Source organism: Litchfieldella qijiaojingensis, from assembly GCF_014651875.1.
Classification (GTDB): Bacteria; Pseudomonadota; Gammaproteobacteria; order Pseudomonadales; family Halomonadaceae; genus Litchfieldella; species Litchfieldella qijiaojingensis.
Map to the genome: position 1 here is coordinate 1 of NZ_BMXS01000028.1, position 22,174 is coordinate 22,174.

At 62.9% G+C, this 22,174-nt stretch carries 23 protein-coding genes; 12 read left to right on the forward strand and 11 right to left on the reverse strand.

The features are described from left to right. On the forward strand, nt 1-194 hold a 194-nt coding region (locus IE093_RS19430; RefSeq protein WP_189471660.1), incomplete at its 5' end, for a sodium ion-translocating decarboxylase subunit beta. Between the two features lie 83 nt (nt 195-277). Here IE093_RS19430 and IE093_RS19435 read toward each other — a convergent pair. The 9 genes from IE093_RS19435 to IE093_RS19475 form a co-directional block, all read right to left on the reverse strand. Continuing rightward, entirely contained in the window at nt 278-1,783 is a 1,506-nt protein-coding gene (locus IE093_RS19435; protein ID WP_229803768.1) for a tripartite tricarboxylate transporter permease, read from the reverse strand. Nucleotides 1,784-1,823: 40 nt separating this feature from the next. Beyond that, nucleotides 1,824-2,363, reverse strand: coding sequence for a tripartite tricarboxylate transporter TctB family protein (locus IE093_RS19440; RefSeq protein WP_189472131.1), 540 nt, complete (start codon nt 2,361-2,363; stop codon nt 1,824-1,826). Beyond that, a complete protein-coding gene (locus IE093_RS19445; RefSeq protein WP_189472133.1) occupies nt 2,360-3,370 on the reverse strand; it encodes a tripartite tricarboxylate transporter substrate binding protein in 1,011 nt (336 codons plus the stop codon). The genes IE093_RS19440 and IE093_RS19445 overlap by 4 nt, the downstream gene beginning before the upstream one ends. Before the next feature lie 65 nt (nt 3,371-3,435). Beyond that, nucleotides 3,436-5,043, reverse strand: a complete 1,608-nt coding sequence (locus tag IE093_RS19450) for a gamma-glutamyltransferase family protein (RefSeq protein ID WP_189472134.1) — start codon at nt 5,041-5,043, stop codon at nt 3,436-3,438. 20 nt (nt 5,044-5,063) lie between these two features. After that, entirely contained in the window at nt 5,064-6,575 is a 1,512-nt protein-coding gene (locus tag IE093_RS19455) for a tripartite tricarboxylate transporter permease (protein WP_189472136.1), read from the reverse strand. A gap of 20 nt (nt 6,576-6,595) precedes the next feature. After that, complete coding sequence (locus IE093_RS19460) at nt 6,596-7,066, reverse strand: tripartite tricarboxylate transporter TctB family protein (RefSeq protein ID WP_189472138.1); 471 nt, start codon at nt 7,064-7,066, stop codon at nt 6,596-6,598. 70 nt (nt 7,067-7,136) lie between these two features. After that, nucleotides 7,137-8,117 carry a Bug family tripartite tricarboxylate transporter substrate binding protein gene (locus IE093_RS19465; RefSeq protein WP_189472140.1) on the reverse strand — a complete coding sequence of 327 codons (981 nt, stop codon included), beginning with the start codon at nt 8,115-8,117 and terminating at the stop codon, nt 7,137-7,139. 115 nt (nt 8,118-8,232) lie between these two features. Then, nucleotides 8,233-8,763: a chromate transporter gene (locus IE093_RS19470; protein WP_189472142.1), complete on the reverse strand. Its 531-nt coding sequence runs from the start codon at nt 8,761-8,763 to the stop codon at nt 8,233-8,235. Further along, nucleotides 8,760-9,323: a chromate transporter gene (locus IE093_RS19475; RefSeq protein ID WP_189472144.1), complete on the reverse strand. Its 564-nt coding sequence runs from the start codon at nt 9,321-9,323 to the stop codon at nt 8,760-8,762. Before IE093_RS19475 ends, IE093_RS19470 begins: the two co-directional genes overlap by 4 nt. Before the next feature lie 212 nt (nt 9,324-9,535). On the opposite strand from IE093_RS19475, the gene IE093_RS19480 reads away from it, so the two are divergent. Next, entirely contained in the window at nt 9,536-10,210 is a 675-nt protein-coding gene (locus tag IE093_RS19480) for a GntR family transcriptional regulator (protein ID WP_189472146.1), read from the forward strand. Between the two features lie 7 nt (nt 10,211-10,217). On the opposite strand, the gene IE093_RS19485 is transcribed toward IE093_RS19480, so the two are convergent. Continuing rightward, nucleotides 10,218-10,835, reverse strand: coding sequence for an IMPACT family protein (locus IE093_RS19485; protein ID WP_189472147.1), 618 nt, complete (start codon nt 10,833-10,835; stop codon nt 10,218-10,220). After that, nucleotides 10,835-11,305, reverse strand: coding sequence for a transcriptional repressor LexA (lexA, locus tag IE093_RS19490; RefSeq protein ID WP_189472149.1), 471 nt, complete (start codon nt 11,303-11,305; stop codon nt 10,835-10,837). The genes IE093_RS19485 and lexA overlap by 1 nt, the downstream gene beginning before the upstream one ends. 244 nt (nt 11,306-11,549) lie before the next feature. On the opposite strand from lexA, the gene ccmA reads away from it, so the two are divergent. From ccmA to smc, 10 genes are read left to right on the forward strand one after another with little or no spacing between them, the layout of a single operon-like run. Then, the gene (ccmA, locus tag IE093_RS19495) at nt 11,550-12,200 is read left to right on the forward strand and encodes a cytochrome c biogenesis heme-transporting ATPase CcmA (protein ID WP_422731004.1); all 651 of its coding nucleotides are present in this window, start codon (nt 11,550-11,552) and stop codon (nt 12,198-12,200) included. Continuing rightward, nucleotides 12,187-12,903, forward strand: a complete 717-nt coding sequence (gene ccmB, locus IE093_RS19500; RefSeq protein WP_189472152.1) for a heme exporter protein CcmB — start codon at nt 12,187-12,189, stop codon at nt 12,901-12,903. The genes ccmA and ccmB overlap by 14 nt, the downstream gene beginning before the upstream one ends. Nucleotides 12,904-12,918: 15 nt before the next feature. After that, nucleotides 12,919-13,659 (forward strand): heme ABC transporter permease, encoded by a 741-nt coding sequence (locus tag IE093_RS19505; protein ID WP_189472154.1) that lies wholly within the window; start codon nt 12,919-12,921, stop codon nt 13,657-13,659. Then, a complete protein-coding gene (gene ccmD, locus IE093_RS19510) occupies nt 13,656-13,862 on the forward strand; it encodes a heme exporter protein CcmD (RefSeq protein ID WP_308427215.1) in 207 nt (68 codons plus the stop codon). Before IE093_RS19505 ends, ccmD begins: the two co-directional genes overlap by 4 nt. Continuing rightward, nucleotides 13,852-14,334 (forward strand): cytochrome c maturation protein CcmE, encoded by a 483-nt coding sequence (gene ccmE, locus IE093_RS19515; RefSeq protein WP_189472156.1) that lies wholly within the window; start codon nt 13,852-13,854, stop codon nt 14,332-14,334. Before ccmD ends, ccmE begins: the two co-directional genes overlap by 11 nt. Nucleotides 14,335-14,346: 12 nt before the next feature. Beyond that, entirely contained in the window at nt 14,347-16,344 is a 1,998-nt protein-coding gene (locus IE093_RS19520; RefSeq protein WP_308427216.1) for a heme lyase CcmF/NrfE family subunit, read from the forward strand. Further along, nucleotides 16,341-16,868 (forward strand): DsbE family thiol:disulfide interchange protein, encoded by a 528-nt coding sequence (locus IE093_RS19525; RefSeq protein ID WP_189472158.1) that lies wholly within the window; start codon nt 16,341-16,343, stop codon nt 16,866-16,868. Before IE093_RS19520 ends, IE093_RS19525 begins: the two co-directional genes overlap by 4 nt. Next, a complete protein-coding gene (locus tag IE093_RS19530; RefSeq protein ID WP_189472160.1) occupies nt 16,859-17,329 on the forward strand; it encodes a cytochrome c-type biogenesis protein in 471 nt (156 codons plus the stop codon). Before IE093_RS19525 ends, IE093_RS19530 begins: the two co-directional genes overlap by 10 nt. Beyond that, nucleotides 17,326-18,570, forward strand: a complete 1,245-nt coding sequence (gene ccmI / locus IE093_RS19535; RefSeq protein ID WP_189472162.1) for a c-type cytochrome biogenesis protein CcmI — start codon at nt 17,326-17,328, stop codon at nt 18,568-18,570. Before IE093_RS19530 ends, ccmI begins: the two co-directional genes overlap by 4 nt. Nucleotides 18,571-18,572: 2 nt before the next feature. Further along, on the forward strand, nt 18,573-22,073 hold the full coding sequence (smc, locus tag IE093_RS19540) for a chromosome segregation protein SMC (protein ID WP_189472164.1): 3,501 nt from the start codon (nt 18,573-18,575) through the stop codon (nt 22,071-22,073). Nucleotides 22,074-22,174: the final 101 nt, after the last annotated feature.

Here is a 22,174-nt window from a genome sequence, read left to right on the forward strand (position 1 = left end):
GCAAGATGCCGATCAACCCGCTGATCGGGTCGGCGGGTGTCTCGGCGGTGCCCATGGCGGCGCGGGTCTCCAACAAGATCGGGCTCGAGTACAACCACCACAACTTCCTGCTGATGCACGCCATGGGACCCAACGTGGCCGGCGTCATCGGCTCGGCAGTGGCCGCCGGGGTGATGATCAAATATCTGGGTTGAAATGCCTGGTCGATGGTTCCCTAGTCCTGAACGGAAGAATGGCGTCTCGATGGGCGCCGTTCTGCCGTCATGGCCGGTGTCCGCTACCCCAGCGCGGCTGCCTGGTGTCGTTGCTTCATGCGGTAGCGGATCGCCAGGATCACGGAGATCACCGCCAGGGCCAGGAGGGCAAGCGATACTGGTCGCGTGAAGAATAGTGTCCAGTTGTCGTCGGTCATCAGGGCGCGGCGCAGATTGGTTTCGGCAATCGGCCCCAGGATCACGCCCAATACCAGCGGTGCCAGAGGGTAGTCGAGCTTGGCCAGGATATAGCCGAACACACCAATACCCAGCAGCAGATAGATATCGGTGACGCGGTTGTTGAGGGTGAAGGCCCCCACCAGGCAGCAGGTCATCACCACCGGCACGATGATAGACTTGGGCACGTTGGTGACCTTCAGGAACAGGCGCATGCTGAGCAGACAGACGATCAGCATCATGGCCCCGGCCAGGAACATGGCCATGAACATGCCGTAGACCGTATCGGCATGATCGAGGATCAGGCGCGGGCCGATGCCGATACCGTGTACCATCAGAGAGGCCATCAGGACGGCATCCACCGCGCTGCCCGGGATGCCGAGCGCAATCAGCGGGATCAACCCGCCCCCCGAGGTCGCCGAATTGCCCGACTCCGAGGCCACCACCCCTTCGCTGCACCCGGTGCCGAAGGCTTCCGGTGTGCGCGACCCACGCTTGGCCTGGTCGTAGGCCAGCAGGTTGGCGATACTGCCTCCGGCGCCCGGCACGGCGCCAATGAATACCCCGACGAGCGACGAGCGCACCAGATTGATGGGGTGCATCACGACCTCATGCAAGGCGGAGAGGGGATGGAAGGTGATGCGCGAGGCGATCAAGGCCTTGCCCTGCTTGATCTGCTCGGGATTCTCCACCTCGCTCAGCAACTGACTGACGGCGAAGATACCGATCAGCACCACCAAAAACGGGATGCCCGCCGACAGTAAGTTCAGATCGAACGTGAAGCGTGTCACGCCCATCAGGGGATCGGCGCCAACCGTGGCGATCAACAGGCCCAGCATACCAGCGAGTAGGCCACGGATCATCGAGCGTCCCACCAGGCTGGCGACGATGGTCAGGGCGAAGATCACCAGCGAGAAGTATTCCCAGGCACCTAACTTGACGGCGATAAGTGCAAGAGGTGGCGCCGCCAGGATCAGCACGATCGAGCTGATCAGTGTGCCGAAGAACGAGGCCCAGATACCGATGGCCAAGGCCCGGCCCGGTTCGCCCCGGCGGGCCATGGGGAAGGCATCGAAGGTGGTGGCGACTGCCGAGGGGGTGCCCGGAATCCCTAACAGGGCGGCACTGATCATGCCACCGGTATAGCCGCCTATGTACACCGCCAGCATGGTCGCCACACCCTGCAGCGGTGGCATGGTGAAGGTCAACGGCAAGGTCAGCACGATAGCCATCGTGATGGTGAAGCCGGGGATGGCGGCGGCGATCACACCCGCAGTCACACCCACCAACATGGTCAGCAGGGTGGGAAGATTGAACAGCTGCTCTGCTCCGGAGAGTATGGCTTCCATCATGGTCTGGCTCCCGAATCAGCATTCGGCCACTGGCGGTGGATCATCCCCACACCCCACGCGGCAGTGAAATGGTGAAGACATGGCGAAACAGGGCGTCAACACCGAACGACATCACCACGGCGATCACCAGTGCGATCAGCAGCGCTCTCGGACGCCGGGCTCCGAGCAAGAACTGGCAAGCGATGAGAAACGGCAAGCTTGCCCAGCGGAAGCCGACCAGCGGCACCGCCAGTGTCAACAGAGTGAACAGGCCCAGCACCCCGAAGGCCAGCCGATGTCGCCAAAGCCAGTCACGCACGGCATGCGGCGCCAATGGCTGGCAAGCCATGTAGCGACGTCCTTCCTTGGCGATGATCAGCAGGTTGAAGACCATCATTACCGCGAGGATCAGGCGCGGAAAGGTGCCCGAGCCCAGGGGTTCCCACATCGACGAGGGCAGGTCGCCGGCACGCACGAACAGGGATGCGAACAGGGCCGCCATCAGGCCATTGAGGACGATATGCCCCATGGCCTTGGCGCGTGCCTCCTTCTGACAGACCCGGTCGCCAGGCGACCGGGCTTGGGGGGTGGAGCTGCTCATTGCTTGAGATTTCCGGCCAGGCGTTCCACGGTGTCGTCCAACACCTCAAGGTGGGCGCGGTACTCATCCGGTGCCATGAATTGGACTTCCGCCCCGGCGTTGTTGACGCTGCTCACGAAGTCCTCTTCGGTAGCCATGGCTTCCAGGGCGCCGGCGAGCACGTTGATGCGCTCTTGCGGCGTGCCCTGGGGAGCGATCACGCCACGCAGGATCGATAGGTTGAGATCGTCGTAGCCGAGTTCCTGCAGGGTCGGTACGTCGGGCGTCTGACGCATGCGTTCATTGTGTCCCACGGCCAAGAAACGCAGGTCGCCGTTATTCACGAACTGGTGGCTGGAGGCGATGTCCCCCATGGCAGCGTCAATATGACCGCCGACCAAGGCGCGGATACGCTGCCCAGTGCCTTCGAAGCCGACATATCGGAAGGACAGATTCTCGGCCTCCTCGATCATCGCGGCATGCAGGTGGGGGACGCCACCCAGTGTGACGCCGAAGCGCACTTCTCCTGGATTCTCGCGGGCGTATTCGACGAAATCTTCGAAGGTTTCCCAGCCCCGGTCGGGGTTCACGGTGACATACTGTGGCGATGCCGTGATTGCAGCCACGGGCTCGTAGTCATCCCAGTTGTGCTGGGTCAAGCCAGTGTGGTGCGAGACCAGGAAACCGTCGTGTACTTGACCCACGGTGTAGCCGTCCGCTTCGCGCTGGGCGAGTTCGGCCAGGCCTACCGTGCCGCTGACGCCGGGCATGTTGATGACTGGCATGGGTTGCGCCAGATGTGACTCGATGTGGTTGGAAACGATGCGCATCAAGGTGTCGCTGCCGCCACCTGGTGACCAGGGGACGATGAACTCGACCGGCTTCTCGGGATAGTCGGCTGCCTGGGCCGCGCCCGCCAGGGTCGCGAGACCCAGGCTGATGGCCGCCAGTGAACCGGCAAGGTAGCGCCAGCACGATGGTTGTGGGATCTTGGCGTTATCGAGGATGGGTTTCAACGGAGTCGACATAAGGCTTCTCCTTGTCGTTGTGAATGACCGGCATGCCCAACGGGCATGCCGTGCACTTCCAAAGGTCAAAAGGGTATGGCGGCACCATCGGTGCGTGGTTCGGTGCCGCCGCACAGCACGCCGCTGTTCGGGTCGCGGAGGATGACCTGGCCGCGGCCGAAGCTCAGGGAATCCGCACGCTTGACGATGCGATGTCCGCGGCGCATCAACGCCTGGGCCAGGTGGTCGGGGAAGTCGGGTTCGACCTCCACGGTGAGGCCTTCGGTCCATTTCCATCGCGGCAGGTCCAGAGCGGCCTGTGGGTTGAGGTGGTCGTCGAGCATGGCGCTGACCACCTGCACATGACCCTGCGGTTGCATGAAACCGCCCATCACGCCGAACGGTCCCACGGCTTGACCGTTCCTGGTGATGAACCCTGGAATGATGGTGTGGTAGGTGTGTTTGCCCGGGGCCAGATAATTGGCGTGCTCGGGGTCCAGTGAGAACGACCAGCCACGGTTCTGCATGCTGATGCCGGTCCCCGGTACCACCATGCCGGAACCGAAGCCTTTGAAGTTGCTCTGGATGAACGACACCATGTTGCCGTCGCCATCGGCGGTGGCGAGGTAAACGGTGCCTCCCATGATCGGATTGCCGGGTTCTGGATCCAGGGCGCGTTCGCCGATCAGCCCGGCGCGCCGCGCAAGGTAGTCGGGAGACAGCATCTGCTCCACGCTCGGGCCCATCTCGCCGGGATCAGTGATATAGCGCAGGCCGTCGACGTAGGCCAGTTTGGTGGCCTCGATGCGCCGGTGCAGGGTCTCTACCGGGTCGCGGCCCTCCTCGCCCAGGGCCTCGAGCATGCCGAGCGCCTGCAGGGCGATCATGCCGCAACCGTTGGGCGGAATCTCCCAGATATCGTGGTCGCGATAACGGGTGGCGATCGGGTCGACCCACTGCGGCTCGTAAGCGGCTAGATCCTCTTTGCGAAGGAAGCCACCGTGCTCGCGGAAGAAGGCGTCGATCTTGTCTGCCAGCTCTCCTTCGTAGAATGCCCGGGCGTTGCTATCGGCAATGGCTCTGAGTGAGGCAGCGTGATCCGGTGCCTGCCACATCTCGCCGGGACGCGGAGCATGGCCATTTGGCGCAAAGGTGTCGAACCACGGCGCGAAGGCGGTGTCGTCGTGGGCGCGGTAATCCTCGAAGGCTTCGGCCCACATCTGATGGACCACCGGCGAGACCGGGAAGCCCCGTTCGGCAATCTCGATGGCCGGGGCCAGCAACTCAGGGAACGGCAGCTTGCCGAAGCGCTTCGACAGGCTTGCCCAGGCCGCAGGGGCTCCAGGAACTGTGACCGGTAGGGGACCATGCACGGGCATCCGCTCATGGCCCAGGGCGCGCACGCCGTCGATCGAGATACTCTGCGGCGCCGGGCCGCTGGCATTGAGACCGTGTAACTTGCCGTCGATCCAGACAATGGCGAAGGCGTCACTGCCGAGACCGTTGGAGGTCGGCTCGGTCACGGTCAAGGCCGCGGCAGTGGCGATTGCCGCGTCCACGGCATTGCCGCCTTGGCCCAATATGTCACGGCCCGCCTGGGCGGCCAATGCCTGTGAGGTGGCAACCATGCCACGACTGCCGAAGGTGACCATGCGTCGCGACGGGCCGGAGTAGTAGAGGGCATCATGCTGCATTGCTTGCTCCTTGACGTGGCTCACGCATCGCTGCCCTGAGCCTTGAGATTGCGGTTGATCTTGCGGTTCTGGAGGATCGAGAACACCACCGAGGCTACGGCCAGCGCCAGGAACAGCGCCGACAGCGGTCGAGTCAGGAAGGTCAGCCAGTTGCTGTCCAGTTCCAGGGCGCGGAAGAGCTGGCGCTCGAGGTTATTACCCAGTACCACGCCGAGAATCAGCGGGGTCAGGGGAACGGCGGCCTTCCACAGCAGGTAGCCGACGATGCCGAAGCCGAACAGCACCCAGATGTCGAACAGGTTATTGTTCAGGGCATAGGCGCCGATGGCGCACAGCATCAGTACCACCGGTACTAGAATCTGTTGGGGAATCAACGAGATCTTGGCGAACCAGCGCACCAGCATGAGCTGACAGATGACCATGATCACGGCACCGAACAGCAGGCTGACGTAAATGGCGCCAACCAGTATCGGATTCTGCTCGAACATCAGTGGCCCGGGGGTGATGCCGTGAAGGATCAGCACCCCCATCATGATCGCCATCGGCAGGTCTCCAGGGATGCCCAATGCCAGGGTGGGGATAAAGGCGCCACCGGCCACCGCGTTGTTGGACGACTCCGAGGCCACGATACCGTCGGGAATTCCCTTGCCGAAACGCTCCGGATGGCGCGAGAACTTCTTGGCCTGGTCGTAGCTGATGAAATTGGCGACCGTGCCGCCAGTGCCGGGCAATGCCCCCACCAGGCTGCCGATCAACGACGAGCGCAGGGTATTGAGCTTTTGCCCGGCCAGGTCCACCAGGATCTGGCGGTAGGGAATTGCCACCTTGGTATCGACGCGCTGGCTCGTAGCGCGCTCGTCGCTCAGTTGCTCGAGGTTGCTCATGAGTTGCGAGAAGGCGAATACGCCGATCATCACTGGCAGGATCTCGAAGCCGGAGTTCAAGGGTTCGAAGCCGAAGTCGAAGCGCAGGTTGCTGTTGCGGTCGTAACCGACTGTGGTGATCAGGAGTCCCAGCGCCGCCGCCAGCAGTCCCTTGAGCAGCGCGCCGTTGGACAGGCCGGCCACCAGGGTCAAGGCGAAGACGATCAGCGCGGTGATCTCCCAGGGGCGGAAATTCATGCTGAAGCCGGCGATCAGCGGCCCGAAGAATACTAGCACCCCCACACTGATCACGGTGCCGAAGAAGGAGGCCAGCATACCGATCCCCAGGGCACGACCAGGTTCACCGTTCTGGGCCATGGGGTAGCCGTCGTAGACCGTAGTGATCGAGGAGGGCGTGCCGGGGATGCCGAGCATGACGCCCGAGACGATGCCACCCGAATAACCGCCCACGAAGACCCCAATCATCAGTGCCACGCCGCTGACCGGATCCATGGCGAAGGTGAAGGGGAAGACCACCAGAATCGCCATGGTCACGGTGAAGCCGGGGATGCTGCCACCGACTATGCCGAACATCACGCCGATGGTAATCAGAGCCAGCACTGCCGGGTTGCCGACCTGATTCAAGGCTTGCAGAAAGAAGTCAGCCATGGTTTCTCACTCCGATAAGGTCAGGGCAGCCAGACGTTGAGGCCGAAGCGGAAGACGACATAGACCAGAGGCACTAGCGTGCCGCTGACGGCCAGGATGATCGTCCACTTGCGCCTCGAGTCGATGCCCAACAGCAGGGCAAGCGACAGCAGGAGAAATCCCAGCGTAGCGGCGATATAGCCGACCAGTGGCAACAGGGCGGCGTACAGGCCGAACAGCGCGAACAACAGCAGGATCTTGCGATTGTTGGACAGGTAGGCCTTGATCGCTGGCCAAAAGGCGCCGGTCGGCGACGGTTGGGTCAACAGCGACTTGATCAGGATTACGGCCGCCAGCACGCCGATCACGGACAGCAGGATGCGCGGGAACAATGCCGAGCCATATGGTTGCCAGCTGGTCTTTTCCGGAATGTTGCCGGACTCCACCAGCATGATGGCGATCAGCAGCAGCATGGCCAGTGCCAGTGCTCGGTCTTTGGTGAGTCGATACATGTCGAGAACTCCCGAGGATTCCAGTGTGAGCCCTTCCGGTGGGCCGGAAGGGCCGGCGACGTGAGTCGCTTTAGTTCTGGAAATCGATGCTTTGTGCGGCGGCAGTCAGCCCGGTTTCGTTCTGGTCAAGGAATTCGCGATAGTCGTCTCCGGCCAGGAAGCGCGCCACGGAACCGAATTCGCTCTCGATCCGCCCCTGCAGCGTCTCGTTCTCCAGCGCCTTGCTGTAGGCCTCGGCGACGCTGTCCAGCACTTCTTGAGGCGTTCCCTTGGGCGCGAACAGGCCACGGCTGGTCGAGTGATCGAGCTCGATGCCCTGCTCACGCAGGGTAGGCGTGTCTGGCAGGCCATCGAGACGCTCGGGATGAGCCACGCCGAGCGGGCGGAAGGTGCCGTCCTCGTAGAAGGCGCCTCCGGAGGGGAGGTTGAACATGGCGAAGTCGATTTCCTTGGCCATCAACGCCGAGACCTGTTCGCCGGTATCGGGATAGCCGACCAGCCGCACGTCGGCCATGTCGATGCCGGCGGCATCGAAGAACTGCGCCCAGAAGAAATGATCGGTGGAGCTTGGGATCATGCTGAAGCGGACTTCGCCGGGGTTTTCGCGGACGTAGTCGGCGATCTCGTCGGCACTCTGCACCGGGTGGTCGGCATGGGTGGTAGGGATGTTGATGGTCTGGGTCAGCAGGGCGATGGGTTCGAAGGCATCGTAGGAATAATCCACGGTTCCTGCCAGCTTCGACAGCGCGATGGTGTCGTGGCTGCCGAGCAGCGTGTAGCCATCGGGATGGGCGTCCTTGACGTGGCGCGATCCCAGCGTCGCGCCGGCCCCGGCCATGTTGACCGGCACCACGGACTCGCCGAGATGCTTTTCGGCTTCCTGGGAGATCAGGCGAAAGATGATGTCGGTGGCGCCACCCGGCCCATAGGGGATTACCAGGCGGATATCCTGTTCAGGATAGTCGGCTTGGGCCGTGGATGTCAGCGCCAGGCTTGAAGCGAGGCCGATGGCGGCAATGGTAGTAGTGAAAGTCAGCTTGTTACGCGTCATGTCGAACACCTTTTGTGTTGTGGTGTGATGGTGGAAGCCGTTCATCGACGGCGTGTGAGCGCGTGATCCCGTCATCGGATATTTCTTGTCGTTGCGGGCCGTGCGGGATGTGTGGTCAACCGAGAAAAAGCCCTCCATAGATCAGGGCCGCCATGACCACGAAGGCCGGATGGACCCTGAACCGCAACAGGGCGATAGCCGCTACGATGCCGATCAGCAGGGTGTGGATCAGTCCCGCACCGCTTAGGCCCTCACTGAAGAAGCTCCAACTGAGCCAGGCCATCATCACCGCGATCACCGGGCGTACCCATTGGCTCATGCGCTTGACGCGCGGCGACTCGCGATAGCGATAGAGCAGGCCCAGGGCCCCCAGCATCAGCAGCAGCGATGGCACCACGGTGGCGAACACCGCGACGGCGGCCCCGCCGATGCCGGCCACGTCATAGCCCACGTAGCCGGCCATCTTGGTGGCGATGGGGCTGGGTAGGGCGTTGCCCAGTGCCAGGGTTTCGGCGAACTCCTGAGCACCCATCCAACCGTAGCGGCCGACCACCTCGGCCTCGATCAGGGGGATGATCGCCGGACCACCGCCATAGCCGATGATGTTGGGGATGAAGAAGGCCAGAAACAGTTGCCAATAGATCATCGGGCCACTCCTTTGACCGCTCTGGGGGTAGGCCGCAGCAGTGCGGTGATCAATACGGCACCGATGATCCAACCGGGGTGCACGCCAAGCCAGTAGATCAAGCCGCCGGCACATGTCGCCAGCGCCAGGCTGACCAGCCAGCCCAGCGTGAGGCGGGATTTCTGCCAGAAGTCCCAGGTCAGTTGCGCCATCATCACCATCACCACCGGCACGACTCCCTGACCCATACCTTGGATCCAGGTCACGTCGCGATAGCGGCTGAACAGACCGAGTAGGGCGATCATGGCAACGATGGTGGGACCGATGACGGCGATGACGGCAGTGAGGCAACCTGCGATACCGCCGACCCGATAGCCGATATAGCCCGGCATCTTGGTGGCGATGGGGCCGGGCAGCGTGTTGGCGATGGCCAGAATGTCGGCAAACTCATCGTCGTCGAGCCAGCCATGGCGGGAGACGACTTCCGCGCGGATCAGCGGGATCATCGACGGGCCGCCGCCGAAGCCGAACAGCCCGATACGCAGGAAGGCCCAGAACAGGCGACGCTGGCTGGCCGACATCACGCGCTTCCTCGAGAGATCGTCTCCGGGAGCGCGCTGCGCCCGACGACTGGCGCTGGAAGTGGCACAAATAGGATGCTGACATGACTTGCAGATTTATTCATAAAGAATCGTCTTTTTGTATGAAAAATCGATTATTTGAGCTAGAATATAAATTGTTTGGCAAAGTTGCGTCAAGCTATGATGAGCGAAGATGAGCGAGGAAGGCAGCAATGGCAGTACCCAAGCGGGAGGAGGCCGCCACGACGAGGGGCAGTCGTATTTTCGATACCCTGCGCCAGGACTTGGTCAATGGCCGTTTCGAAGCGGGCCAGAAGATCGCCATCAGCTCCTTGAGGGAGCGGTATGCGGTCGGCTTGAGCCCCCTACGCGAGGCGCTCAACCGGCTGGCGGCCTATGGACTGTTGATCCAGGAGAACCAGCGCGGGTTTCGCGTGCCGCGGCTGGCTCGCGAGGAGCTCGACGATATTGCCGAGATGCGCCGCGAGCTGGAGGGCATGGCGCTGGAGCGGGCGATCCAGCATGGCGACGCGGAATGGGAGTCGGAGCTGCTGGCGGCGGCGCATCGCCTCAAGCGCGCCGACATGGCCTCCGCTGAGGTAGACCAGTGGGAGCTGCTGCATGCTCGCTACCACCGCACCCTAGTGGCGCCGTGCGGTTCGGTGTGGCTGTTACGTTTCATCGACCAGCTGCACGACCAGTTCGATCGCTATCGACGCATGGCGCCGGGTGTGCCGGAGATCCGTCGGACCCTGGATGGCCAGCACAGCGAACTGGTCGAGCTGGCCCTGAACCGCGACGTCAAGGGCGCCCGGGCCCTTCTCGAGCACCACATCGAGCTGTCCTACCAGGTGGCGCTGGGCAGTTGCGAGGGGCGTCTGGAGTGAGGTCGGCTCAGTCGGACACCCACTCCAGCCGGCCGCGTAACCGCGCCTTCAGCGGGCTGATATCACGGGCTTTTTCGTCTGGCCAGGCCACCGTCAACACCACGCCATCGGCCGCGTAGTCGGCATGTTCGATAGGCACGTTCTGGCTGGTCAGCCAAGCACGGGCTTCTGCTTCGCCGGCGAAATCGAGTTTCAAGCGCAGTGAGATACGTGGGGTGAAGACGCGGGTCGGCAGCGATTCCAGGGCCTGCGCGACCGCTTGGGAATAGGCGCGGGCCAAACCCCCAGTACCCAACTTGGTACCCCCAAAGTAGCGGATTACCACGCAGCCGATCTGCCCCATCCCGGAGCCTTCGAGCACTTGGTACATGGGGCGACCGGCGGTGCCGCCGGGTTCGCCGTCGTCCGAGAAGCCGATGGCCTGCTGCTCACCCGGGGGGCCGGCGATAAAGGCACTGCAATGGTGGCTGGCACTGGGATGTCGTTCGCGGGCACGCGACAGCAACGCCTCGAAGTCAGCGACCTCAGGGGCATGATTCACCCAAGTGATGAAACGGCTCTTTTCCACCTCCAGCTCGCTTTCCTGCCACTCGCCGGAGGGGAGATCGGGGATCGGATAAGACATCAGGCGGCACTGGCGGATTGTCGCATCACTCCCATGACGAGTCCCAACACCTGAATATCGTCGTTCTTTAGGTAGATAGGAGGCATACTTTCGTTGGCCGGTTGCAGACGCACACCGGATTTCTCGATATACAGTTTCTTCAGGGTGACTTCCTGGCTGTTGATCATAACCACTGCGGTTTCGCCGTTTTCGGCGCTCTCTTGTCGTTCGATGATGATCACGTCGCCGTCGTGGATATTGCAATCGATCATCGAGTCGCCGCACACCCGCAGGGCGTAGGTATTGCGCCGCACCATGCGCGAGGGAACGTAGACGCTGGACTGGTCGGGGCAGGCCTCGATCGGCAGCCCGGCGGAGACGCGTCCCAATAGCGGAACCTCGATCAAGTCGGTGGCGTCGATCTCTTCCCAGGCGTCGGTCAGTGGTAGGTTGGCCAGGCGGTGCAGGTAATGCGGTGTGGTGTGCGGCATGTGTGTTCTCCCTGGAGTGCGGCAAGGCGCGTGGAGACCTGTTGATATTTACAGCACTTCCCGCATCATAGCAGCCCGCTCGCGGCTGGCAAGCCCAGCCGGTGTAAGGTTGTGAGATGATCCAGGACAAAAATGGCATGATGGAATAGCTGACATGCCTTGCTGCGACTGGCTGACACAGCCGCTGCGCTGGCGAGGCGGTGGCTTTCCATGTAAAGTGCCGGGCGGATTCCCCGGCTTGGAGATGAAGGTGACCTTCCGCCTGGAGGCGCGACACCTGGCGTGTGAACGTGACGATCGCTGGTTGTTCGCCGACCTGGATATCGAGGTCGGTAGCGGTGAAATCGTGTGCATCGAGGGCCCCAATGGCAGCGGCAAGACTACCTTGCTGAAGATCCTCTCGGGGCAATTGGCCGATTACCGTGGCGAACTCTACTGGTGCGGTTCCCCGATGCGCCAAGTGCGTGGCGACTTTCTCGCCAACCTCCTCTATATGGGGCACGCCCCGGGAGTGAAAGCAGCGTTGACGCCGCTGGAGAACCTGGCCTGGTATCAGGCGCTGGCCGGCGAGACCGGTAACGAGAACGCGCGCATGAAAGCGCTCGCGGCGGTCGGTCTGATGGGGTTCGAGGACATTCCCGCCGCCCAGTTGTCGGCAGGGCAGCAGCGACGCATCGCCCTGGCCAGACTTGAGTTGATCGAGCGCCCCTTGTGGATACTCGATGAACCTTTCACCGCCATCGACCGCGATGGCGTCGCAGAGTTCGAGCAGCGGCTGCTGGCACATGCGCGGCGAGGAGGCAGTGTGCTACTGACCACGCATCATGACCTGACACCCTTGGGAGAGTTGCGGCGTATCCGACTGGGCCGGGGAGCGGTACATGCAGGCCACTGAATCGATGCGGGCCATTGAACCCAAGGGAGGGCTCGGGGTCGCAATAGCGGCGACCGTACGGCGTGACCTGATCCTGATGCTGCGCCGGCGCAGCGAGGTCCTGAATCCGCTGGTGTTCTTCGCGTTGGTGATCACGCTTTTTCCGCTGGGCATATCCCCGGACCCCGAGTTGCTGGCGTCGATCGCTCCGGGCCTGCTATGGGTAGCGGCACTGCTGGCGACGTTGTTGTCACTCGATTCGCTGTTTCGTGCCGACTTCGATGATGGTTGCCTCGAACAGTTGCTGCTGGCCCCGCAGCCGCTTCCGGCAATGGTGCTGGCCAAGGTGGCCGTGCACTGGCTGTTGACCGGTTTGCCGTTGGCGTTGATGGCTCCGGTGCTGGGGTTGATGCTGGCACTGCCGGCGGGCAGTTATCTGATGTTGGCACTGTCGCTGGCACTGGGTAGTGCCAGCCTGAGCTTGATCGGTGCCATTGGCGCGGCGCTGACGGTGGGACTGAGCCGGGGCGGTGTATTGCTGTCGTTGCTGGTGTTGCCGCTTTACATTCCGGTATTGATTTTCGGGGCTGGTGCGGTGCAGGCGGCGATTCTCGGTGATGGCGGTGCGGCGCACCTGGCAATCCTCGGGGCGTTGCTGGCGACGGCTCTGATGCTGGCGCCTTGGGCCATTGCCGCAGCGTTGCGCATCAGTATCAATGGTTGAGAGGTAAGATGGGGCATGTGGGCCTTCATTCATAAGCTTGGTTCTCCCAAGTGGTTCTACGACATCAGCGAGCGCCTGCAGCCTTGGTTCTGGGCCGCTGCCGCCATGCTGATACTGGTGGGAAGCGTCTGGGGGCTGGCTTTCGCCCCTGCGGATTATCAGCAAGGCAATAGCTTCCGTATCATCTATGTGCATGTTCCGGCGGCCTTCCTGGCACAGTCGATTTTCGTCGGCATGGCGCTGGCCGCGGTGGTATTCATGGTGTGGAAGATCAAGGTCGCCGATATGGCGGCGGCGGTGATGGCGCCGCTGGGGGCGGCGATGACCTTCATCGCGTTGTTCTCCGGCGCGGTGTGGGGCCTGCCGACCTGGGGGACCTGGTGGATGTGGGACGCGCGATTGACCTCGATGCTGATCCTGCTGTTCCTGTATTTCGGCGTGATCGCCCTGCGCGGTGCCTTCGCCAGCCGCGATAGCGGCTCCCGGGCAGCCTCGGTGCTAGCCATGGTCGGGGTCGTCAACATCCCGATCATCAAGTATTCCGTCGACTGGTGGTACACCCTGCACCAACCGGCGAGTTTCACCATCACCTCGCGGCCCTCGATGCCCGCTGAAATGTGGTGGCCGCTGCTGCTGATGGTGCTGGGGTTCTACAGTTTCTTCATCGCCTTGACCCTGATGCGCACCCGCAGCGAAATTCTGCGCCGGGAGTCAAACAAGCGCTGGGTGCGAGACTTGGCGCGGGAGGAGGGATGATGGCCTTCGATTCCCTGCAGGAATTTCTGGCGATGGGAGGGCATGCCCCCTACGTATGGGCCGCATGGTGCATGACGGCGGCCCTGATGCTCGGCTCCCTGATCCATGCCAGGGTCGAGCGGCGCAGCCTGTTGCGCGACCTCAAACGTCGCGAACGGCGTGCCATGAGCGAGATGCCGAGGAAAGAAGTCAATGACGCCTAAACGCAAGCAACGATTGTTCGTGATCCTGGGGTTGGTATCGCTGGCCGCGATCGCCGTGGGGCTTACCCTTTACGCGTTGCGAGCCAATATCAACCTGTTCTTCAGCCCGATCCAGATCGCGGCCGGCGAGGCCCCCATCGAGCGTCAGATCCGCGCTGGCGGAATGGTCAAGGAGGGCAGCGTCTCGCGCAATCCCGATAGTCTCGACGTGGAGTTCGTCATCACCGATTTCGTCGAAGAACTGGATGTCCATTACAGCGGTATCCTGCCGGACCTGTTCCGCGAGGGACAGGGCGTGGTGGTGGTCGGAAAATTGAGTGAAAGCGGCCATTTCCGTGCCGACCAAGTGCTGGCCAAGCATGACGAGAACTACATGCCCAGCGAAGTCGCCGAAGCCCTGGAGGCGGCGGGATATTCGCCATCCGACTATGCCGATAAGTACACTGGCATGAAAGTCGAAGGCGCCGACTAGCCCGGAGTTGCCATGCTGACCAAGATGATTCCCGAAATCGGCCACTTTGCCTTGGTGATCGCCTTGTTGATGGCGTTCTTCCAAGCGGTCATGCCACTGGCCGGTGCCGCCACTCGCCGTCCCTTGTGGATGGCCTTCGCCCGGCCCATGGCGGCCGGGCAGTTCCTGTTCGTGGTGTTCGCCTATCTGTGTCTCACAGCGAGCTACATGCTCGACGATTTCAGCGTGGCCAACGTCGCCAACAACTCCAACTCCATGCTGCCCTGGTACTACAAGTTCAGCGCCGTATGGGGCAACCATGAAGGTTCGGTGCTGTTGTGGAGCCTGATGCTGGCGGGCTGGACGTTCGCGGTGAGCCGTTTTTCGCGCAACCTGCCCGAGGACATGGTGTCGCGGGTGCTGGGCGTGATGGGGATGGTCAGTACCGGTTTCCTGCTGTTCGTACTGGTGACTTCCAACCCCTTCGCGCGGCTGCTGCCTTCGGTGCCCCAAGACGGTGCCGACCTCAACCCGCTGTTGCAGGACTTCGGCCTGATCATCCATCCTCCGATGCTCTACATGGGCTATGTGGGCTTTTCGGTGGTGTTCGCCTTCGCCATCGCTGCGTTGCTGGGTGGCCGCCTGGATGCCGCCTGGACGCGTTGGGCGCGCCCTTGGACCAATATCGCCTGGGCCTTCCTCACCGTGGGTATCGCACTGGGGAGCTGGTGGGCCTATTACGAACTTGGCTGGGGTGGCTGGTGGTTCTGGGACCCGGTGGAAAACGCCTCGTTGCTGCCCTGGCTGGCCGGCACGGCATTGCTGCATTCGCTGGCGGTGACCGAGAAGCGTGGTTCCTTCAAGAGCTGGACAGTGCTGCTAGCGATCCTGACTTTCTCGCTGTCGCTGCTGGGAACTTTCCTGGTACGTTCCGGCGTGCTGACTTCGGTGCACGCTTTCGCCAATGACCCCTCGCGCGGCCTGTTCATCCTGGCGCTGCTGGGCATCACCGTTGGCTTGTCGCTGCTGGTGTTCGCCCTGCGTGCACCGCGGGTCGGGCATGTCGTGCCCTTCAGTTGGATGTCGCGAGACGCCCTGCTGCTGATCAACAATATCCTGCTGGTGATCGTGACCGTTACTGTGCTGCTGGGCACCGTCTATCCGTTGCTGCTCGATGCCTTGGGGCTGGGCAAGATCAGTGTAGGGCCTCCGTACTTCAACACCTTGTTCGTGCCGCTGACCGTGATCCTGTGCGTGTTCATGGGGTTGGGGCCCAGCTCGCGCTGGAAGCGCATGTCGGCTCGCGAGCTGTTCCGGCGCCTGAGTCTGGCTGGTCTGGCGGCCTTGGTCATCGGTATCCTGGCCCCGCTGGTGGTCGGCGGAGAGTGGAACCTGTGGGTGTCGTTGGGGTTGGTGGCGGCGCTGTGGATCGTGCTGCCCATGGTGCGCGACCTGTTCGACAAGATCCGTCAAGCCGGATCGCCGAGTGCCGGCCTGCGCAGGCTTTCGCTTGCTTACTGGGGGATGGTGCTTGGCCACCTGGGCGTGGCGGTGACCATCATCGGCGTGGCAGTGGTCTCCAACTACACCGTCGAGCGCAATGTTCGCCTGGCGCCGGGGGATAGCGTCGAGGTCGCGGGCTATACCTTCACCATGAACGACCTGCGCAGTCGCCGTGGCCCCAACTATCTGGCTGACACGGCTTTCATCGAGGTCAGCCGCGATGGCAGCTCGCGCTCCTTTACCATGGTGCCGGAGAAGCGCTTGTACATCGCGCGCGGCATGCCAATGACCCAGGTGGCGCTGCGCCCCGGCCTGTTCCGTGACCTCTACGTGGCCATGGGCGAGGATCTGGGGGATGGCGCCTGGGCAATGCGTATCCAGTTCAAGCCTTTCGTGCGTTGGTTGTGGCTCGGCGCTCTATTGATGGCCGCCGGCGGTATACTGGCGGTGGTCGATCGCCGCTACAGGCTGAAGCGCCAGCCACAGACGTCACAGCAGGCGCCTTCGACTCGCGAGGTGCCGGCATGAAGCGGCGTTTGTTGCTGTTGTTGCCCCTGGCGGGGTTTCTGCTGCTGTCCGGGTTTCTTTACCTGGGCCTGTCGCTGGATCCCTTCCACCGCGATTCGGCTCTGCTGGCCCGGGAGTTCCCGGCATTCGAGCTCTCGACCCTGGAAGATCCTGAGGCAGTGGTCGACGAATCCCTGTTCCAGGGCGAAGTGACCCTGGTCAACGTGTGGGGGGAATGGTGCCCAACCTGCAAGCAGGAGATGCCGCAGTTGTTGTCGTTGGCCGAGCGCGGGGTGCGACTGGTCGGTGTCGACTACAAGGATACCCGAGCCAAGGGGCGCGAGTTTCTCGAGGAGTTCGGCAACCCCTTCGAGGTCAACATCTTCGATCCCGAAGGCGATCTCGGCTTCGAGCTGGGAGTCTACGGGGCGCCGGAGACCTTCCTGGTCGACAGTGACGGGATCATACGCTATCACCACACGGGCTACATCAAGCCCGAGGACGTCGAACAGACGATTCTGCCGGAGGTACGCAAATGGCAGTGATCCGACGAGGGTTGGCCTTGCTGGCATTGTTGCTGGTCGTTGGCCTGGTGCTGGGCGCCGTCGAGGTGCGTGAATTCGACGACCCGGTGCTCGAACAGCGCTACCGCGACCTGACTGCGTCGCTGCGCTGCCCCAAGTGCGAGAACCAGGCCATCGACGACTCCAATTCCCCGGTTGCCGCCGACATGCGCGAGCGGGTCTACACGCTGTTGCAGGATGGTCGCTCGGATATTGAAATCCGCAATCACATGGTCAATCGTTTCGGGGATTACGTGCTCTACAACCCACGCCTGGAAGGTCGCACCTGGCTGTTGTGGGGCTTGCCAGGTGCACTGGTCGTCGTCGGTGGCGTGGTGGTGATGCTGATCGTACGCTCTCGCCGCCAAGCGTCGGTGCGCCAGTTGTCGGCTGACGAGCGCGCCCGGCTCGATGCCCTGATCAAACGCGAGAGGACCGAATGACGTTGCTTTGGGTAGCTTTCGGCCTGCTTCTGGTACTCGCGCTGTGGCTGCTGGTATCGCCCCTGCGCGGTGCCCGGACACTGCACGCGGCCCAGCAGGACTTCGAGGCCAACGACCGTACCGCCGACCAGAACGTGGCGATCTTTCGTCGTCGTCTTGCATCCCTGGAAGCGGCCTTGGCGCGAGGCGAAATCGATCAGGCGCGCTTTGACGAAGACCGTCTGGACCTGGAGCGTAGCCTTCTCGAGGATACCGAGGCGACGCAGCGTCGCCCGCTCAAGTCGCCGCTGTCCGGGCGACTGGCCGTGCCTCTGGTCATGGTCGCCGTGGTGATCGCTAGCGTGCTCTGGTACCAGCAACAGGGTGCCGAGGGTGACCTGAGGCTGTTCACGGTGCAGCAGGAAGTGCGCAACAACCCGGAGCGCTCCCTGCCTATGATGATCGAGCGACTCGAACAGGAGGCCGCGCGTCAGCCCGACAACCCCAATGTATGGTCGTCGCTGTACCCCCTGTATCGCGACAGCGGCCAGGGAGACGAGGCGATCGATGCGCTCGAGCGGCTGATCGAACTGGAAGGTCGCCATCCCGCCTTGCTTGGCGAGCTTGCCCAGATACGATTCTTCGTTGCCAACCGGACCTTGACCGATGAGGTGCAGGCGTTGGTCGACGAAACGCTCGACAAGGACCCGCGACAACCCCTCGTGCTTGGCATGCTGGGGATCCACGCTTTCGACGAAGGTCGCTATGAACAGGCCATCGAGCACTGGCGGCGGGCGATCGCCGGCTTCGACGATCCCGGTTCGGCCAGGGCGTTGCGTGAAGGCATCGCCGTTGCGCAGCGCCGCCTGGGGGTAGCGTCCGACGAACTCGAGACGGCGCAGTCCCGTGGTCCGGGCATTCAGGTGCGGGTCAGTCTTGATGCCGAGCTGCGTGGTTTGCTCGACGACGACGCCACCGTGTTCGTGGTGGCGCGTGACATGGAGGGTGAACTGCCACCGCTGGCGGTAGCCAGGACTACGCTGTCGGAGTTGCCACTCACCGTGACCCTTGACGACAGTCATGCCATGAGCGACGCGGCACGGCTTTCCCAAGTCGAAGAGGCGCGCCTCATGGTCAGGGTGTCGACCAGCGGGCAGGCCACACCCCAGGCCGGCGACCTGTTCGGCGACCGCCAGGGGGTAGCGGTGGGCGATACCGATGGCGAGCCCATCGACGTTGTCATCGACAGGGTTGTCGAATAACCGTGCGTCTCAAGTCCATCAAGCTGGTCGGTTTCAAGTCCTTCGTCGACCCGGTGACGGTGCCTTTCGATGGCAACATGACCGCCATCGTCGGCCCCAATGGCTGTGGCAAGTCCAATGTCATCGATGCCGTGCGCTGGGTGATGGGCGAATCCTCGGCCAAGACATTGCGTGGCGAATCGATGACCGACGTCATCTTCAACGGCTCCACTGGTCGCAAGCCGGTGGGACAGGCGTCGATCGAGCTGCTGTTCGACAACCGTGACGGCAGCATGGGCGGCCTCTACGCCCAGTACGCCGAAATCGCCGTCAAGCGTCAGGTCACCCGCGACGCTCAATCGACCTATTTCTTCAACGGCCAGAAGTGCCGTCGCCGCGATATCGCCGACCTGTTTCTCGGCACCGGCCTGGGGCCGCGCTCCTACGCGATCATCGGTCAGGGCATGATCTCGCGACTGATCGAGGCACGCCCCGAGGAGTTGCGCGCCACCCTCGAGGAGGCCGCCGGCATCTCCAAGTACAAGGAGCGCCGTCGCGAAACCGAGAATCGCATGCGTCGTACCCAGGAGAACCTGGAGCGCCTGGACGACATCCGCGAGGAGCTTGACAAGCAGCTCGAACGCCTCAAGCGCCAGGCCGAGGCGGCCAAGCGCTACCAGTCCCTGAAGCAAGAGGAATACCGTCTCAAGGGCGAGCTGGCGTTATTACGTGCCCGTGGCCTACGTGCCCAGCAGGACGAGCAGGAAGGCCGGGTACGCGAGTTGGAGATCCAGGTCGAGCGCGAGATCCTCGGTCAGCGGCAGTGCGAGTCTCGCCTCGAAGAGGCGCGCGTCGAGCATGATCGTCTGGCTGAACAACTCGAAGGTCATCAACGGCGTTTCTACGACACCACCGCCGAGATCGCGCGCCTCGAGCAGAGCCTGGAGCATGCCCGGTCGCGTGACCAGCAACTCGCCCGTGACTTGGAAAGCGCACGGCGCGAACTGGCCGAACTCGATCAACTCGGCGAAGCGGACAACGAACGCTTGCAGGCCCTCGACGAACGCCTCGAGACGCTAGGGCCGGAACGCGAGGAGGTCGACGAGAACCTGGCCCAGCTCGAGGACGCACTCGAGGAGGCCGAAGTGGCCGACGCCGAGAGTGCAGAACGCTGGGCTGCCTTCAGCGACGCCCTGCGCCAGGCGAATCATGATGCCGAGCGCGCCCAGGATCAGGTGAGGGGGCTCGAACGAGCCCTGGAGTCGCTTGCCGGGGAGATCCAGCGTCGACGCCAACAGTCGCAGGAGTTGCCCGATGTCAGCGAGTTGCGCGAGCAACGCAGCGAGTTGGCCGAGCGGCTAGCCGAGGTCGAATTGGCCCGCGAGACGCTCGAGGCGCGTCGCGAATCGTTACGCGAGCAGCGTCAGGTCGTCGAGGAAGAGCTGGCCAGCCTGGAGCAGGCCCGCGAGGATGATCGCCAGACACGCAGCACGTTGCAGGGTGAACTGGCGTCGCTGGATGCCCTGATCCAGGCGGGTCTGGCCGATAACGACGAAGCCCTGGATACGCATCTGGCCGAGCACGACCTGCAGCGGGCGCCAAGGCTGGGCGAGCGGCTGGCGGTCGATCCCGGCTGGGAGGACGTCGTGTCCTGGGTGCTGTCAGCCTGGCTCAATGCTCGGGTCACTCCACTGGACTCCTCGCGCGATGTTCTGGCCACATTGGCAGCGGGCGAACTGCCCTTGGTCGAGGATGGTGCCTCCCACGTCGAGTTCCGGCAGGATTCCCTGGCCGCTCGGGTCCACAATGCCGGAGGCGCCAGCGTGTTGCTCGCCGGTATTCGCTGTGCCGATTCCCAGAACGCCGCCTGGGCCATGCAGGCTGAACTGCCCCCCGGCGAGAGCGTGATTACACCCGACGGCTTGTGGCTGGGGCGTGGCTGGGCGCGCCGTCGTGGCGCGGCCGAAGTCGCCGATAGCCTGCTCGCCAGTCGGCGGCGGCGCGACGAGGTGGCGCTGGAGCTGGATCGCGTTGAAACACGCCTGGTCCAGCACGACGATCGTCTGGCGGCCGTCAAGGCGCGTGGCCAGGAAATCGAGGCAGCCCTCGAACAGTGCCGCCAGGAGGAGCGCGATCAGGACCAGCAGCGTCAACAGCTCGTCTTGCAGGAAGCCAACCTGGCTACCCGGCTGGAGCATCTCGACGCTCGCGCCCGGGAGCTCGACGAGGAACTCGAGCGCCTCGAGGCACAGCACGAAGAACGGGCCATGGAGCTGGAAGCCGCGCGCGATCGCTGGCAGTCAGCCATGGCCATCCTCGAGGACAGTAGTGCCCAGCGCGAGACACTGGAGAGCGAACGACGCACCGCCCAGGAACGTTTGGCCAGCTTGCGAGGCCGCCAACGGCCATTGGCCGACCAGGCGCAGCGACTGGCGCTGGAGCATCAACGCCTTACCACCGAGCGCGAAGGGTTGTCGCAGCAACAAGGCCGCTCCGAACAGTCGCGCCAACGGCTCGAGGAGAAGTGCGCGGAGCTCGAGGAAAGCCGCGAGATGTTGCGCGAACCCGAAGAGGACGAACGCGAGCGGCTCGACGAGCTGCTGCATCGGCGCGCGCAGGAGGAGCAGGCGCTGAATGCCTGCCGCGACCAGGCAGCGGGGCTTGCCGAACAGTTGCGCAACGAGGAATTGGCGCGTCAAGCGCATGAGCGCAACCTGGAAGGGATTCGCGAGCGTCTGCAGGAAGGACGCATGCAGGTCCAGGCCCTGGCGCTCAAGGCCGATGTCCAGCAGCAGCAACTCGATGAACTGGGCCACGATGCCGCCCAGTTGGCCGAGGGGCTCGATCCCAATGCCACCGAATCAGCTTGGCAGAGCCGCCTGGAGGGGCTCGCTGACAAGATCCGCCGCCTCGGGGCGATCAACCTGGCGGCCATCGAGGAATACGATCAACAGGCCGAGCGGCGTGATTACCTGGAGGCCCAGCATGCCGAGCTCAGCGAGGCTTTGGAGACGCTAGACCGCGCGATCCGCAAGATCGATCAGGAAACGCGCACGCGTTTCAAGCAGACCTTCGATCAGGTCGATGCCGGTCTGCAAGCACTTTTCCCCAAGGTTTTCGGAGGGGGAACCGCATGGTTGACGCTGACCGGCGAGGATTTGCTGGAAACGGGGGTGGCGATCATGGCACGCCCTCCCGGCAAGAAGAACAGCACTATTCATTTGCTTTCCGGGGGAGAAAAAGCCCTCACTGCGTTGTCATTGGTATTTGCTATCTTTCAACTTAATCCGGCACCGTTCTGCATGCTCGATGAAGTTGACGCTCCACTTGATGATGCCAATGTGGGACGCTATGCCAATTTGGTGAAAGAAATGTCGGAAACGGTGCAATTCATTTACATCACTCATAACAAGATTGCCATGGAGTCCGCGGAACGTTTGATGGGAGTGACCATGCAGGAACCGGGGGTGTCGCGTCTGGTATCGGTAGGGATAGAAGAGGCGGCAGTGCTGGCCGAGGCCTGAACGACTTGCACGAAATCATCAAAGGGGTTACCAAGGAAGGAGACCAATGCAGATCGGGGACAATAGAAGGGTGGTTGCGCTAGGGCCAAGTGATAACTTGA